A 13,604-nucleotide genomic window follows, 5' to 3' on the forward strand; every position below is an offset into this window, starting at 1 on the left:
CTCAGGGCTCGCCCGCTTCCTGCAGCCTCAACGCGCGTGCCGCCTGTTCCTCGCTCAACGGCGGCGGCCGTGCGACGGCGGCCTGCACGGGCTCTTTCCATCCCGGAATCTTGCGCGCGCCCTTCTGCACCTGCTGCGCCGCCATGCCGACCAGCACCGGCACGATGCCGCCATTCTTGCCAAGTTGTTCCAGGCTGGGAGGCTCGCTCCAGCGCTCATCGAGTGCGCCGGGTTCGACCTCGATGGGATTGCGGAAGCGATAGAGATCCACCACTTCCTCCGGATCCGGCCGGACCACCAGGGTGTCCAGCGTGGTCGCCGACGCGTCGTCCCTGGGCGTATCGTCAACGCCCGCGGCGTCCTGGGCCATCGCGCGCGATGCCGCGAGCCACAGCGCGGCCATGAAGGGCAGGCGCACGGTTAGCCGCCGCGCTGCGGTTTGATCGGCTTGATGACGCCGTAGCGTTCCTTGTGCAGCTTGCCCCGCAGCGGCGGCAGGCCCAGCGGCTCCACCGGTACGCGGGTATCGGGCAGGCGGTCGAGCAGATCGCGGATCAGGGTCAGGCGGCCGACACGCTGGTCGTTGAAGTCCACCAGCGTCCACGGGGCATTTGCGGTGTGCGTGGCCTTGAGCATGGCTTCGCGCGCGGCGGTGTAGTCGGCGTATTTCTCGCGCGCCTTCAGGTCGATGGGCGACAGCTTCCAGCTCTTCAGCGGTTCTTCGGCGCGTTCGGCGAAGCGTTCTTCCTGCTGCGCCTGGTCCACGCAGAGCCAGTACTTGAACAGCAGGATGCCGTCGTCGGTGATGCCGCGCTCGAACACCGGCGCCTGTTGCAGGAAGCGCGCGTACTGCTCGTCCGTGCAATAGCCCATGACTTTCTCGACGCCGGCGCGGTTGTACCAGCTGCGATCGAACAGCACGATCTCGCCCGCCGCCGGCAGGTGGGCGATGTAGCGCTGGAAATACCACTGCGTCGCTTCGCGTTCGCTCGGCTTGGGCAACGCCACGACGCGGCACTGGCGCGGGTTGAGGTGCTCGGTGATCGCGCCGATGGCGCCGCCCTTGCCGGCGGTGTCGCGGCCTTCCATGACCACCACGACGCGCGCCCCGCAGTGCGAGGCCCAACGGGCCATCGCCGCCAGTTCCAGTTGCAGGGGCTTGAGGCGGGCTTCGTAGTCCTTGCGCTTCAATGGCTTCATCGCATCGTCCTGTGCGGCGGGGGGAAGGTCAGCGCTTGCGGCGCGCAGCGTGTCCGGCCATGCCGCGCGCGACTTCCAGCAGGGCGCCCTGCTGGCGCGTGTTGAGCGCGCGATAGGCAGCGAGCAGGTCGTGCTCGCCCCGCGTGCGTGCGGGGTCGAACGTGGAGGCGAGTTCCGACAGCAGCGCGCCGGCCGGCACGCCGAGCGCGCGGGCGAGGGCGTTGAGCTGGTCGCGGCCGGGCAGCTTGTCGCCGGCCATCCAGGATTTCACCGTCGCCACGCCGGCGCGCGGGATGGCGGCAGCGAGGTCCGCGGCGGTGAGGCCGCTCGCCTTGGCGAGCAGGCGCAGGGTGGTATCAAGCGACATCGCGGATCTCCTGGCTCATTCCTTCAGGCGGGGACGCAGCGTGGCGAGGTTGCAGGGCTTGGTGCGCGCGTCCAGCTGCGTGCGGATGATCCCTTCCCACGCGGTGCGGCACGCGGAGGTCGACCCCGGCAGGCAGAACAGGAAAGTCTGGTTCGCCAGTCCGGCGAAGGCGCGCGACTGCAGCGACGACGTGCCGATTTCTTCGAAGCTGATCTGCCGGAACAGTTCGCCGAAGCCCGGCATCTCCTTGTCCAGCAGCGGCAGCAGCGCTTCGGGCGTGGAGTCGCGACCGGTGAAACCGGTGCCGCCGGTGACGAGGATGCCGTCGACGGCGGGATCGGCGATCCAGTGCGATACCTGCGCGCGCAGGCGGTAACGGTCGTCGGGCAGCAGCGCACGGGCATGCAGGCGATGGCCTTCCTTCGCGAGCGCATCGACCAGGTAATCGCCGGAGCGGTCATCGGCCAGGCTGCGGCTGTCCGACACGGTCAGCACGCACAACTGCAACGGGATCAGTTCATCGGCATGGCTCATGCCGCGCAGGGTAGCGCAATCGCGCGTCAGCGGAGCGGCAGGCGATAACGCAGTGTGCCGTCGTACAGCGTCCAGCCCATCGCGTGGTACAGGGCCTGCGCCGTGTGGTTGTCGTGGTCGGTTTCCAGCTCCAGCCGCAAGGCGCCATCCGCGCGCGCGAAGTCGGCGGCCGCCGTCAGCAGGGCGCGCGCCACGCCACCGCGGCGGGCCTCGGGCAACACCAGCAGGTCGTTGAGGATCCAGACATGGGTGGCGCTGACGGAAGAAAACGCGGGGTACAACTGGGTGAAGCCGGCCGCCTTGCCGTCGGCGAGCGCGAGCAGGATCACCGACTGCTCGTGCGTCATGCGTGCCCGGATGAAATCGCGCGCGAGCGTGGGGTCCGACGGCTTGCCGTAGAACACGCGGTAGGTGTCGAACAACGGCGCGACGAGGTCCAGGTCGGCCGGGGTCGCGCGGCGGATATCGAGGGTCATGGTGCCTCCGACAGGCGGGCCAGTTCGTCGGCCAGGTGCTCGCGGCCGAGGCGGTCGATCAGGTCGTCCAGGTCGCCCTGGATGATGTTGGGCAGATCGTAGAGCGTGAGGCCTTCGACGCGGTGGTCGGTGATCCGCCCCTGCGGGAAGTTGTAGGTGCGGATGCGCTGGCTGCGGTCGCCGCTGCCGACCTGCAGCCGGCGCGATTCGGCCTGCGCGGCCTGCTGCTTGCTGCGTTCCGCATCCAGCAGCTGCGCCTTCAGCCGCTTCATCGCCTTGTCGCGGTTGGCGTGCTGGCTGCGCTCGGTCTGGCATTCCACCACCACGCCCGTGGGGACGTGGGTGATGCGGATCGCCGACTCGGTCTTGTTGACGTGCTGGCCGCCGGCGCCGGAAGAGCGGAAGGTGTCGACCTTCAGGTCCGCGGGATTGATCGTGATGTCGTCGACTTCCTCGACGTCCGGAATGATCGCCACCGTCGCGGCGGAGGTGTGGATGCGGCCCTGCGATTCGGTTTCGGGCACGCGCTGCACGCGGTGGGTGCCGGATTCGAACTTGAGCTTGGAGTAGGCGCCGCGGCCGACCACGCGGGCGACGACTTCCTTGTAGCCGCCATGCTCGCCGGGATTGTCGGATTCGACTTCGACCTTCCAGCCCTGGCGTTCGGCATAGCGGGCGTACATGCGGAACAGGTCGCCGGCGAAGATCGCCGCTTCGTCGCCGCCGGTGCCGGCACGCACTTCAAGGAACAGGTTGCCTTCGTCGCGGCTGTCGCGCGGCACCAGCAACAGCATCAGTTCGCCATCCAGCTGCGCCAGGCGCGCTTGCGCACCGGCGATCTCCTCTTCGGCAAGGTCGGCCAGTTCCGGATCGCTGCGCATCGCCTGCGCGGCGACGAGGTCGGCGCGTGCGCGCTGTTCCTCGGCCAAGGCGGTGGCGACCGGTTCCAACTGGGCGAACTCGCGCGAGAAGTTGCGGAAGCGCTCCACGTCGCCGATCACGCCGGGGTCGGCGAGGAGGCGTTCGAGTTCTTCGCGGCGTTCGGCCAACGCTTCAAGCTTACGGCGCAGCGTCGGCGTCATCGTCTTTCTTCAGGTGCGAATACGGGGCCTGCGCCGGGAACAGCCGGTCGGCGGCGCGCGCCAGGTCGCCGTCGCCGCTCAGGGCCGCTTCGCGCAACGCGGCGGTCGGTGGATGCAGCAGGCGGTTGGTCAGCGTGTGGGCGAGGAACTCGAGCACCTGCTCCGGCTCACGGCCGTTGGCCAGTTGCTGGCGCGCCTTGGCCAGCACGTCCTCGCGGGTGGATTCGCCCAGGGCGCGCAAACGCTTGAGCGGCTCGGTGCGGGTGCCGGCCTGCAGGGTTTCCATGAAGCGGCCGACCTGCACGTCGATGATCGCCTCGGCGGCATCGGCGGCTTCGCGCCGGCCGCGGCGGTTGTCTTCGACCGCGCGCTCCAGGTCGTCCACGGTGTAGAGGTAGGCGTCGCGCAGGTCCGCCACGGAGGCTTCGATGTCGCGCGGCACGGCCAGGTCGAACAGCAGCATCGGCTTGTGCTTGCGCTTGGCCAGTGCGGCGGAGACCTGCGCCTGCAGTACCACCGGTTCGCGCGCGGCGGTGGCGGAGAACACCACGTCGGCCTCGGCCAGGTGGCGGTCCAGTTCGGTCAGCGGCAGTGCGTAGCCGCCGTGGCGCGTGGCCAGTTCCTGCGCATGCGCCAGTGTGCGGTTGGCGACCAGCAGGCGACGCACGCGCCCTTCGCTGAGGTGCTTGGCGGCCAGCTCGATGGTTTCGCCGGCGCCGACCAGCAGCACGGTGGATTCGCTGAGCCGGGCGAAGGCGTTCTGCGCCAGGCGCACGGCGGCGGATGCGACCGAGACGGGGTTCGCACCCACGCGGGTATCCGTGCGCGCGCGCTTGGCCACGGCGAAGGTCTGCTGGAACAGGCGGTCCAGGCGATTGCCCAGGGCGCCGTGTTCGCGCGCGGTGGACCAGGCGTCCTTCACCTGGCCCAGGATCTGGGGTTCGCCCAGCACCATCGAGTCCAGCCCCGTCGCCACCCGGAACAGATGGCGCACGGCGTCGGCATCACGGTGGCGGTACAGGTAGCCGTCGAGGCCGTCGGCATGCGTGGCCAGCCAGCTGGCCAGCACATCGCCGTCCTCGGCCACGGCGTAGAGCTCGGTCCGGTTGCAGGTGGAGAGCAGGGCGGCCTCGGCCACGTTCGGCAACGCGCGCAGCGACGACAGCGCGTGCGCCACCGTGCCGGCGTCGAACGCCACCCGTTCGCGCAGGTCGACCGGCGCGGTCTGGTGGTTCAATCCGAGGACCCACAACGTCATCGTTCAGGTGCTTGCAGTAAGCTGCTGGCTCATCAGGGCCGCCATTTTACGGCCGACATGACCTTCATGCCCGAAATGATTCGCACCACGCTGGCCGTGCTGGTCCTGGGGGCGCTGGCCCCGCTGGCGATGGCGGCACCGTCCACCGCGCGCGCCGAGAAGGACGACGCGCTGACCACGGTCATGGCCGGTGAGTTCGCCCTGCAGGCCGGCCAGCTACCGGATGCCTCCCGCTGGTACCTGGAAGCCGCCCGGCAGGACGACGACGCCGGCCTGGCCGAGCGCGCGACCCGCATCGCGTTGCTGGCCAAGGACGATGCGCGCGCCGCCGAGGCCCTCAAGCTGTGGCGCGCACGCTCGCCGCGTACGCTGGCCCTTCGCGGGGCCGAAGCCACGCTCGCGCTTCGCCAGGGCCAGGCCCGGGTCGCGCGGCGCGAACTGACTGCCTTGATGAAGGAGCCCGAGGAACTGGGCTGGCGCCATGCGCTGACGGCGCTGGCCAGCGGTGCCAAGGATCCCCAACTGGCGGCGCGCCTGCTGCGCGAGCTGGTCGACGATGGCGCGATTCCCGGCACGCTCCAGGCCTGGCTGGCCTTCACCGGCCTGGCCCAGCAGCTGGACCAGCCGGCGCTGGCCGAGCGCATGGTCGCCGACGTGGTGAAGCGCTTCTCCGGCGAGCCCCAGGTCGCGTTGTTGCAGGCCAGCCAGTTCATCCAGGCCGATCGCAAGGACGAGGCGCGCAAGGTGCTGGACGGCTTGTTGCCCAAGGCGGCGGGCGACAGCGGGCTGCGCCTGAAGCTGGCCGAGGAGTACGACCGCCTGGGCGACTCGGCGGCGGCGTCGCGTGCACTGGGGCAGGGCCCGCAGGACACACTGACCTACGGCCTGCGCGCGCGGTTGCTGGCGAAGGCCGATGACACGGATGCGCTCACCGCCTTGTACGAAGAAGTGAAGAAGGCCGCGGACGGCGCGGACCAGCCCACCGAGTTCAGTCCGGACCGCCGGTTGCTGCTGGGGCAGATGGCCGAATTCCTGAAGCGGCACGACGAAGCGCTGGGCTGGTACCGCAGCGTGCCGGCCGGCGAACAGCGATCCGAAGCGCGGCTGCGCGCGATCTCGGCGCTCTTCGATCTCGATCGCAAGGACGAGGCATTCGCCGAGGCGCGCAAGCTGCAGGCCGATGCCAGCGTCGAGGACGGCGCGCGCCGCGATGCCTATCTGATGGAAGCCGAACTGCGGCAGAAGGACGGACAGGCCGAGGGCGAGCTCGACGTATTCGCGCGCGGACTGGCAGCGTATCCCGACGATCTCGCGCTGCTCTATTCGCGCGGCCTGGCGTGGGAGCGCCGCGACAGCATCGAGCATGCCGAAGCCGACTTCCGCCGCATCCTGGTGATCGAACCGGACAATGTGGCCGCGCTCAACGCGCTGGGCTACACGCTAGCGGACCGCACCACGCGCTACCAGGAAGCGCTGGAGCTGATCGATCGCGCGCGCACCGCAGCCCCCGACGATGCCGCGATCATCGACAGTTACGGATGGGTGCTCTACCGCCTGGGTCGTAATGCCGAGGCGCTGGTGGAGTTGCGGCGCGCCTTCACGATGCAGAAGGATGCCGAGATCGCCTCCCATATCGCCGAAGTGCTGTGGGTGATGGGGCAGAAAGAGGAGGCGCGCCGGTTCTTCGAAGAGGCGCGCAAGATCGACCCCGAGAACCGCTCGCTGTTGCGGGCGCTGGAGAAGACGGGCGCATGACGGGTTCGCGAATCCTGGTGGCGGGGCTGCTCGCCCTGTCGATGGCGGGCTGCGCCACGCGCGGGCCTGGTTCCGATACGCCGGTCCTGAGCGATCCGGCCGCGTTGGCGGCGGCGCGTAGCGCGCAGGCCGAGCGGCAGGCGTGGCTGGAGAAGCGGTCCGCCTGGTCGTTCGCCGGCCGTGTGGCCGTGAACGCCAATGGCAAGGGCGGCAGCGGTCGGATCGACTGGCAGCAGGCGGCGTCGGCCTACGAGGTCGCGCTGAGCGCGCCGGTCACGCGGCAGAGCTGGCGCCTGAGTGGCGATCTGCGCGCGGGCGGTGGGCGGCTCGAAGGATTGGAGGGCGGCACCCGTGAGGGAACCGATGCCGAGGGCCTGCTCCGCGAGGCGACGGGCTGGGATATCCCCGTGGCCTCGATGACGCAGTGGGCGCGCGGGCTGGAGGATCCGGCGGTCGCGACCGAGGCTGCCGACTACGGCACCGATGGCCGCCTGCGCACGCTGCGCCAGCGCGGCTGGCGGGTGGACTATATGGAGTGGCATCCCGCCGACGCCGGCCAGCCGGCCATGCCTCGCCGGATCGAAGCGCGGCGCGAGGGCGCCACGGTGAAGCTCGCCATCGATCAGTGGCAACTGGAATCGCCGTGACCGGCTTCCCCGCGGACGAGGGCTGGTCGGCCTGGCCGGCCCCCGCGAAGCTGAACCTGTTCCTCCAGATCACCGGGCGGCGGGCCGACGGCTACCACCTGCTGCAGACCGTGTTCCGGATCCTGACGTGGGGCGACACTGTGTACCTGAGGCGGCGCGACGACGGCCAGGTGCGCCGCGTGGGCGACTCGGTGGCGGGCGTGGCCGAGGCCGACGACCTGCTGGTCCGGGCGGCAAAATTGCTTCAAGTAGAGGTCAATGTCGCCCAAGGTGCAGACATCGGCGTCGAAAAGCGGATTCCGGCAGGCGGTGGCTTTGGCGGCGGCTCGTCGGATGCGGCCACCGCGCTGGTCGCGCTGGATCGGCTCTGGGGCACGAATCTGGGTGTCGAGCGGCTTGCCGCCCTGGGGCTGCGCCTGGGGGCCGATGTTCCGGTCTTCGTCCGCGGCGAGAACGCCTGGGCGGAGGGGGTGGGCGAGATCCTGGCCTCCCTGGACCTGCCGCCGGCCTGGTATCTGGTGGTCGATCCGGGCGTTCATGTCCCCACGGCGGGCCTTTTTCAGTCCCCGGATTTGACGCGTGATGCTGCACCCGCGAAAATATCGGACTTCGTTTCGGGATCATTGCTCGGCAATGCGTTCGAGCCGGTCGTGCGTCGCCGTGAACCTGCCATCGAGGCGGTGTTTTCGGCACTTTCGCACGTCGGCCGCCCGCGTTTGACCGGCTCCGGCGGCGGCTGCTTCGTGGAGTTCGCCAACCGGGCCGCCGCCGAGGTTGCGCTGGCATCCCTGCCTGCCGGGCTTCATGCCTGGGTGGTGCAGGGCGCCGCGCGCTCGCCGCTGCTGGATGCGCTGGCGCAGGTCCGCGGGACGGAGAAAAACGCCTAGGGGCGTCGCCAAGTGGTTAAGGCACCGGGTTTTGATCCCGGCATTCGTAGGTTCGAATCCTTCCGCCCCTGCCAACTCAATCAGTCCAGCCGCATCCGCCGAGACGACCCATGCAAGACGAACGTAACCTGCTTGTGTTCTCCGGCAACGCCAACAAGCCGTTGGCGAACAGCATCTGCCGCGAGTTGGGCGTGCGTCCGGGCAAGGCGCTGGTGTCCCGGTTCTCCGACGGCGAAGTGCAGGTGGAGATCCAGGAGAACGTCCGCCGGCAGGAAGTGTTCGTCGTGCAGCCCACCTGCGCGCCGAGTGCCGAGAACCTGGTGGAACTGCTGGTCCTGATCGACGCGCTGAAGCGCGCATCGGCCAGCAGCGTCACCGCGGTGGTGCCGTATTTCGGCTACGCCCGCCAGGATCGCCGCATGCGGTCCTCGCGCGTGCCGATCACGGCGAAGGTGGCGGCGAAGATGTTCGGCGCGGTGAGCGCGGATCGTGTGCTGACGGTCGACCTGCACGCGGACCAGATCCAGGGGTTCTTCGATATCCCGGTCGACAACGTGTATGCGTCCCCGCTGCTGCTGGCCGACATCTGGCGCGCCTACGGCACGGAAAACCTGCTGGTCGTGTCGCCCGACGTCGGTGGCGTGGTCCGCGCCCGCGCGGTCGCCAAGCGCCTGGATGACGCCGACCTGGCGATCATCGACAAGCGCCGTCCGCGCGCCAACGTGGCCACGGTGATGAACATCATCGGCGACGTGGAAGGCAAGGACTGCGTGCTGGTGGACGACATCGTCGATACCGCCGGCACCCTCTGCGCCGCGGCCGCGGCGTTGAAGCAGCACGGCGCCAACAAGGTGGCGGCGTACTGCACCCATCCCGTGCTTTCCGGCCCGGCGGTGGACAATCTGAACAACTCGGTGCTCGACGAGCTCGTCGTCACCGACACCATCCCGCTCTCGCCGCAGGCGCAGGGCTGCAGCAAGATCCGCCAGCTGTCGGTGGCGGAACTGCTGGCGGAAACGATCCGCCGCATCGCCTTCGGCGAGTCGGTCAGTTCGCTGTACGTGGATTGAGTCTCCGCCGCGCACCGGTTCATCGGGGCGTGGCTTTTCGGGTTCATCTGGTCGCGGATGAGCCTTCATCAGATCGCCGAAGGGCGGTCCAACAACCTAGGTAGTGAAGCAAATGGCTAAGACACATGAAATCAAGGTCGAGCGCCGCGCAGACGAGGGTAAGGGTGCGAGCCGCCGCCTCCGTCACGCGGGCACCGTGCCTGCCATCGTCTACGGTGGCGAACTGAAGCCGGTCAGCATCCAGCTGAACCACAACGAAGTCTGGCTGGCCTCCCAGCACGACTGGTTCTACGCGTCGATCCTGGACCTGAGCCTCAACGGCGACATCCAGAAGGTCCTGCTGCGTGACATGCAGCGCCATCCGTTCAAGCAGCAGATCATGCACCTGGACTTCCAGCGCGTGAACGAGAACGAGACCCTGCGCACCGCGGTGCCGCTGCACTTCCTCAACGAAGACAAGTCGCCGGCCGGCAAGTCCGCCGAGGTCGTGGTCACCCACGAGCTGAACGAAGTCGTCGTCGAGTGCCTGCCGAAGGACCTCCCGGAATTCATCGAGATCGACCTGGCCGACCTGGCCATCGGTGCGGTGATCCACCTGTCGGAAGTGAAGCTGCCGGCCGGCGTCTCGATCCCCGAGCTGAAGCTGGGCAAGGAACACGACGTCGCCGTCGTGATCGCCAAGCACGGCAAGGAAGAGGTCGAAGCCGCCCCGGCCGAGTCGGCCGACGTGCCGGCTTCGAAGGTCGCCAAGAAGGACGACAAGTAATCGCGTGAGCCTTCGCCCGCTCCGGCGGGCGAAGGTGCGTGATGCGTCCCCATGGCAGGCTTGCGCCTCATCGTCGGACTGGGCAACCCCGGTGCCGAACATGCCCGAACCCGGCACAACGCCGGGTTCCATTTTGTCGACGCCCTGGCGGAACGGCAGGGTGAGCGGTTCGGGCTGGACAGCAAGTTGTTCGGCGAAACGGCGAAAGTCGTGGTTGCGGGGCAGCCGGTGTGGCTGTTGAAGCCGGCGACCTACATGAACCTCAGTGGCAAGTCGGTCGCAGCGGCCCTGCGCTTCTGGAAGATCGCGCCGGAAGAAGCGTTGCTCGCGCACGATGAGCTCGATCTGGCGCCAGGTGCCGCACGCCTGAAGTTCGATGGCGGCCACGGTGGCCAGAACGGGTTGCGCGACACCATGCAGCACCTCGGTCATGGCAAGTTCCATCGCCTGCGGATCGGGATCGGGCATCCCGGGCACAAGGATCGGGTGACGGGCTGGGTGCTGGGCAAGCCCGGCAAGGACGACGAAATCCTGATCGCGCGCGCCATCGACGAGGCGATGGAGGCATTGCCGCTGGCAGTGCAGGGCGATTTCAACGAAGCGATGAAGCGGTTACACACCTCCAAGGCCTGAGGGCCGATTGGGGATTCGGGATTCCGGCAGCGGCCGCGAGTCCCGAATCCCGAATCATCAAGACGGATTCACGACATGGGCATCAAATGCGGCATCGTGGGCCTGCCGAACGTCGGCAAGTCGACCCTGTTCAACGCGCTGACCAAGGCGGGCATCGCCGCGGCCAACTTCCCGTTCTGCACCATCGAGCCGAACGTGGGCGTGGTGCCGGTGCCGGACCTGCGCCTCAACCAGCTCGCCGAGATCGTCAAGCCGCAGAAGGTCATCCCGACCGCGGTGGAGTTCGTCGACATCGCCGGCCTGGTGGCGGGCGCGGCCAGTGGCGAGGGCCTGGGCAACAAGTTCCTGGCCCACATCCGCGAAGTGGACGCGATCACCCATGTGGTGCGCTGCTTCGAGAACGACGACGTCATCCACGTCAACAACCGGATCGACCCGATCTCGGACATCGAGACCATCGATACCGAGCTGGCGCTGGCCGACCTTGAAAGCGTCGAAAAGGCGCTGAACCGCGCCGAGCGCTCAGCCAAGGCCGGCGAGAAGGACGCGATCGCCCGCAAGCCCGTGCTGCAGAAGCTGCAGGCCGGCCTCAACGACGGCAAGCCTGGCCGCGCGCTGGGCCTGGACGACGAAGAGAAGGCGCTGGTGCGCGACTTGTTCCTGCTGACGCTGAAGCCGGTGATGTACGTGGCCAACGTGCTGGAGGACGGGTTCGAGAACAATCCGCACCTCGAGGCCGTGCGTGCCCGTGCCGTGACCGAGGGCGCCCAGGTGGTGCCGGTGTCGGCCGCCATCGAGGAGGAGCTGTCCCAGCTCGACGACGCCGACCGCGACGCCTTCCTGACCGACCTCGGGCTCGACGAGCCCGGCTTGAACCGGGTGATCCGGGCCGCTTACACCCTGCTGGGCCTGCAGACCTACTTCACGGCCGGCGTGAAGGAAGTGCGCGCCTGGACGGTGAAGGCCGGCTCCACGGCCCCGCAGGCGGCGGCCGTCATCCATACGGATTTCGAAAAGGGCTTCATTCGCGCCGAGACCATCGCGTTCGACGACTTCCTCAAGTACCGGGGCGAGTCGGGCGCGCGCGATGCCGGTCGCCTGAGGCTGGAAGGCAAGGAGTACCGCGTGCAGGAAGGCGACGTTCTCCATTTCCGATTCAACGTCTGAGAAAAAAGTGCGCCGGGCGCGTTGACAGACGGGTCCGTACACGCCAAAATCTCGGGCTGTTTCACCCTGGTTTGATTTGGCCGCCTGGCCGGTCAGTCCGGTGATCCCGGAGGGATACCCAAGCGGCCAACGGGGGCAGACTGTAAATCTGCTGGCTTACGCCTTCGGTGGTTCGAATCCACCTCCCTCCACCAGTTTTCGTTGTTGTTTTGAGTTGTAGTGGTCTCCCGGTGCGGGAGTAGTTCAATGGTAGAACTGTAGCCTTCCAAGCTACTAGTGCGGGTTCGATTCCCGTCTCCCGCTCCACTGAACGCCAGTACAGAGTCTGCAGCAAGTCCAGGCAACACCAAACGGTTTCACGCTCACGTAGCTCAGTCGGTAGAGCACCTCCTTGGTAAGGAGGAGGTCGAAGGTTCGATTCCTTTCGTGAGCACCACTTCCCATTGACGATTCACTCGAGAACTAGCAGCCATGGCAAAGGGTAAATTCGAACGCACCAAGCCGCACGTGAACGTGGGCACGATTGGTCACGTTGACCACGGCAAGACGACGCTGACGGCGGCGCTGACGNATGGCAAAGGGTAAATTCGAACGCACCAAGCCGCACGTGAACGTGGGCACGATTGGTCACGTTGACCACGGCAAGACGACGCTGACGGCGGCGCTGACGAAGATCGGCGCGGAGCGTTTCGGTGGCGAGTTCAAGGCCTATGACGCGATCGACGCGGCGCCGGAAGAGAAGGCGCGCGGCATCACGATTTCGACGGCGCACGTGGAATATGAATCTGCAGCGCGCCACTACGCGCACGTGGATTGCCCGGGCCACGCCGACTACGTGAAGAACATGATCACCGGTGCGGCGCAGATGGACGGCGCGATTCTGGTGTGCTCGGCCGCTGACGGCCCGATGCCGCAGACCCGCGAGCACATCCTGCTGTCGCGCCAGGTCGGCGTGCCGTACATCGTCGTGTTCCTGAACAAGGCCGACATGGTGGACGACGCCGAGCTGCTGGAGCTGGTGGAGATGGAAGTCCGTGAGCTGCTGAGCAAGTACGAGTTCCCGGGCGACGACACCCCGATCATCTCGGGCTCGGCCCGCCTGGCGCTGGAAGGCGACCAGAGCGAGATCGGCGTGCCGGCGATCCTGAAGCTGGTGGACGCGCTGGACACCTGGATCCCGACCCCGGAGCGTGACGTCGAYAAGCCGTTCCTGATGCCGGTGGAAGACGTGTTCTCGATCTCGGGCCGCGGCACCGTGGTGACCGGCCGTATCGAGCGCGGCGTGATCAAGGTGGGCGAGGAAATCGAAATCGTCGGTATCCGTCCGACCCAGAAGACCACGGTCACGGGCGTTGAGATGTTCCGCAAGCTGCTGGACCAGGGCCAGGCGGGCGACAATGCCGGTCTGCTGCTGCGCGGCACCAAGCGTGACGACGTGGAGCGTGGCCAGGTGCTGGCCAAGCCGGGTTCGATCACCCCGCACACCGAGTTCGAAGCCGAAGTCTACGTGCTGAGCAAGGAYGAAGGCGGCCGTCACACCCCGTTCTTCAAGGGTTACCGTCCGCAGTTCTACTTCCGCACCACGGACATCACGGGCGCCGTGACCCTGCCGGAAGGCGTGGAGATGGTGATGCCGGGCGACAACATCAAGATGGTGGTCACCCTGATCAACCCGGTGGCGATGGACGAAGGCCTGCGTTTCGCGATCCGCGAAGGTGGCCGTACCGTCGGCGCCGGCGTCGTGGCCAAGATCATCAAGTAA

Annotated in this window: 15 protein-coding genes and 4 tRNA genes; 12 read left to right on the forward strand and 7 right to left on the reverse strand. The window is 67.8% G+C overall.

The annotated features are described in order from the left end of the window. Position 1 precedes the first annotated feature (1 nt). Genes ASD72_RS10205 through hemA form a run of 7 tightly spaced genes read right to left on the reverse strand, consistent with a single transcriptional unit; the run spans position 2 to position 4,917 of the window. Positions 2-418 (reverse strand): hypothetical protein, encoded by a 417-nt coding sequence (locus ASD72_RS10205; protein ID WP_056879785.1) that lies wholly within the window; start codon positions 416-418, stop codon positions 2-4. Between the two features lie 2 nt (positions 419-420). Further along, positions 421-1,200, reverse strand: coding sequence for a polyphosphate kinase 2 (gene ppk2 / locus ASD72_RS10210; protein ID WP_056879786.1), 780 nt, complete (start codon positions 1,198-1,200; stop codon positions 421-423). 28 nt (positions 1,201-1,228) lie between these two features. Further along, positions 1,229-1,567, reverse strand: a complete 339-nt coding sequence (locus tag ASD72_RS10215) for a helix-turn-helix domain-containing protein (RefSeq protein WP_056879787.1) — start codon at positions 1,565-1,567, stop codon at positions 1,229-1,231. Between the two features lie 15 nt (positions 1,568-1,582). Beyond that, entirely contained in the window at positions 1,583-2,101 is a 519-nt protein-coding gene (moaB, locus tag ASD72_RS10220) for a molybdenum cofactor biosynthesis protein B (RefSeq protein ID WP_056879788.1), read from the reverse strand. A gap of 26 nt (positions 2,102-2,127) precedes the next feature. Continuing rightward, positions 2,128-2,577 carry a GNAT family N-acetyltransferase gene (locus tag ASD72_RS10225; protein ID WP_056879789.1) on the reverse strand — a complete coding sequence of 150 codons (450 nt, stop codon included), beginning with the start codon at positions 2,575-2,577 and terminating at the stop codon, positions 2,128-2,130. Next, the gene (gene prfA / locus ASD72_RS10230; RefSeq protein WP_056879790.1) at positions 2,574-3,659 is read right to left on the reverse strand and encodes a peptide chain release factor 1; all 1,086 of its coding nucleotides are present in this window, start codon (positions 3,657-3,659) and stop codon (positions 2,574-2,576) included. Before prfA ends, ASD72_RS10225 begins: the two co-directional genes overlap by 4 nt. Further along, on the reverse strand, positions 3,637-4,917 hold the full coding sequence (hemA, locus tag ASD72_RS10235; protein WP_056879791.1) for a glutamyl-tRNA reductase: 1,281 nt from the start codon (positions 4,915-4,917) through the stop codon (positions 3,637-3,639). The genes prfA and hemA overlap by 23 nt, the downstream gene beginning before the upstream one ends. A gap of 66 nt (positions 4,918-4,983) precedes the next feature. Between hemA and ASD72_RS10240 the strand changes: the two genes are divergently transcribed. The 12 genes from ASD72_RS10240 to tuf all read left to right on the forward strand — a co-directional run bounded on the left by ASD72_RS10240 (position 4,984) and on the right by tuf (position 13,604). Further along, entirely contained in the window at positions 4,984-6,672 is a 1,689-nt protein-coding gene (locus tag ASD72_RS10240; RefSeq protein WP_056879865.1) for a tetratricopeptide repeat protein, read from the forward strand. After that, positions 6,669-7,319, forward strand: coding sequence for a lipoprotein insertase outer membrane protein LolB (gene lolB, locus ASD72_RS10245; protein ID WP_056879792.1), 651 nt, complete (start codon positions 6,669-6,671; stop codon positions 7,317-7,319). Before ASD72_RS10240 ends, lolB begins: the two co-directional genes overlap by 4 nt. Next, positions 7,316-8,206, forward strand: a complete 891-nt coding sequence (gene ispE, locus ASD72_RS10250; protein ID WP_056879793.1) for a 4-(cytidine 5'-diphospho)-2-C-methyl-D-erythritol kinase — start codon at positions 7,316-7,318, stop codon at positions 8,204-8,206. The genes lolB and ispE overlap by 4 nt, the downstream gene beginning before the upstream one ends. Continuing rightward, positions 8,205-8,280 (forward strand) — tRNA-Gln (locus tag ASD72_RS10255). Before ispE ends, ASD72_RS10255 begins: the two co-directional genes overlap by 2 nt. A gap of 36 nt (positions 8,281-8,316) precedes the next feature. After that, positions 8,317-9,276, forward strand: coding sequence for a ribose-phosphate diphosphokinase (locus ASD72_RS10260; RefSeq protein ID WP_055940747.1), 960 nt, complete (start codon positions 8,317-8,319; stop codon positions 9,274-9,276). Positions 9,277-9,388: 112 nt separating this feature from the next. After that, positions 9,389-10,042: a 50S ribosomal protein L25/general stress protein Ctc gene (locus ASD72_RS10265; RefSeq protein ID WP_056879866.1), complete on the forward strand. Its 654-nt coding sequence runs from the start codon at positions 9,389-9,391 to the stop codon at positions 10,040-10,042. Positions 10,043-10,093: 51 nt separating this feature from the next. Continuing rightward, positions 10,094-10,675: an aminoacyl-tRNA hydrolase gene (pth, locus tag ASD72_RS10270; protein ID WP_056879794.1), complete on the forward strand. Its 582-nt coding sequence runs from the start codon at positions 10,094-10,096 to the stop codon at positions 10,673-10,675. A 75-nt stretch (positions 10,676-10,750) separates the two neighbouring features. After that, on the forward strand, positions 10,751-11,842 hold the full coding sequence (gene ychF / locus ASD72_RS10275) for a redox-regulated ATPase YchF (protein WP_056879795.1): 1,092 nt from the start codon (positions 10,751-10,753) through the stop codon (positions 11,840-11,842). A 108-nt stretch (positions 11,843-11,950) separates the two neighbouring features. Next, a tRNA-Tyr gene (locus ASD72_RS10280) sits at positions 11,951-12,036 on the forward strand. Between the two features lie 38 nt (positions 12,037-12,074). Continuing rightward, positions 12,075-12,148: transfer RNA gene (locus ASD72_RS10285), tRNA-Gly, on the forward strand. Positions 12,149-12,202: 54 nt separating this feature from the next. Continuing rightward, positions 12,203-12,278: transfer RNA gene (locus tag ASD72_RS10290), tRNA-Thr, on the forward strand. 135 nt (positions 12,279-12,413) lie between these two features. Then, entirely contained in the window at positions 12,414-13,604 is a 1,191-nt protein-coding gene (tuf, locus tag ASD72_RS10295) for an elongation factor Tu (protein WP_056879796.1), read from the forward strand.

The sequence above is a fragment of the Pseudoxanthomonas sp. Root630 genome, from assembly GCF_001427585.1.
Taxonomy (GTDB): Bacteria; Pseudomonadota; Gammaproteobacteria; order Xanthomonadales; family Xanthomonadaceae; genus Pseudoxanthomonas_A.

Excerpts from the sequence above, each read along its gene's own strand:
- ppk2 (WP_056879786.1), bottom strand. The coding sequence starts at position 1,200 with ATGAAGCCATTGAAGCGCAAGGACTACGAAGCCCGCCTCAAGCCCCTG.
- ASD72_RS10215 (WP_056879787.1), bottom strand. The coding sequence starts at position 1,567 with ATGTCGCTTGATACCACCCTGCGCCTGCTCGCCAAGGCGAGCGGCCTC.
- moaB (WP_056879788.1), bottom strand. The coding sequence starts at position 2,101 with ATGAGCCATGCCGATGAACTGATCCCGTTGCAGTTGTGCGTGCTGACC.
- ASD72_RS10225 (WP_056879789.1), bottom strand. The coding sequence starts at position 2,577 with ATGACCCTCGATATCCGCCGCGCGACCCCGGCCGACCTGGACCTCGTC.
- prfA (WP_056879790.1), bottom strand. The coding sequence starts at position 3,659 with ATGACGCCGACGCTGCGCCGTAAGCTTGAAGCGTTGGCCGAACGCCGC.
- hemA (WP_056879791.1), bottom strand. The coding sequence starts at position 4,917 with ATGACGTTGTGGGTCCTCGGATTGAACCACCAGACCGCGCCGGTCGAC.
- ASD72_RS10240 (WP_056879865.1), top strand. The coding sequence starts at position 4,984 with ATGCCCGAAATGATTCGCACCACGCTGGCCGTGCTGGTCCTGGGGGCG.
- lolB (WP_056879792.1), top strand. The coding sequence starts at position 6,669 with ATGACGGGTTCGCGAATCCTGGTGGCGGGGCTGCTCGCCCTGTCGATG.
- ASD72_RS10260 (WP_055940747.1), top strand. The coding sequence starts at position 8,317 with ATGCAAGACGAACGTAACCTGCTTGTGTTCTCCGGCAACGCCAACAAG.
- ASD72_RS10265 (WP_056879866.1), top strand. The coding sequence starts at position 9,389 with ATGGCTAAGACACATGAAATCAAGGTCGAGCGCCGCGCAGACGAGGGT.
- pth (WP_056879794.1), top strand. The coding sequence starts at position 10,094 with ATGGCAGGCTTGCGCCTCATCGTCGGACTGGGCAACCCCGGTGCCGAA.
- ychF (WP_056879795.1), top strand. The coding sequence starts at position 10,751 with ATGGGCATCAAATGCGGCATCGTGGGCCTGCCGAACGTCGGCAAGTCG.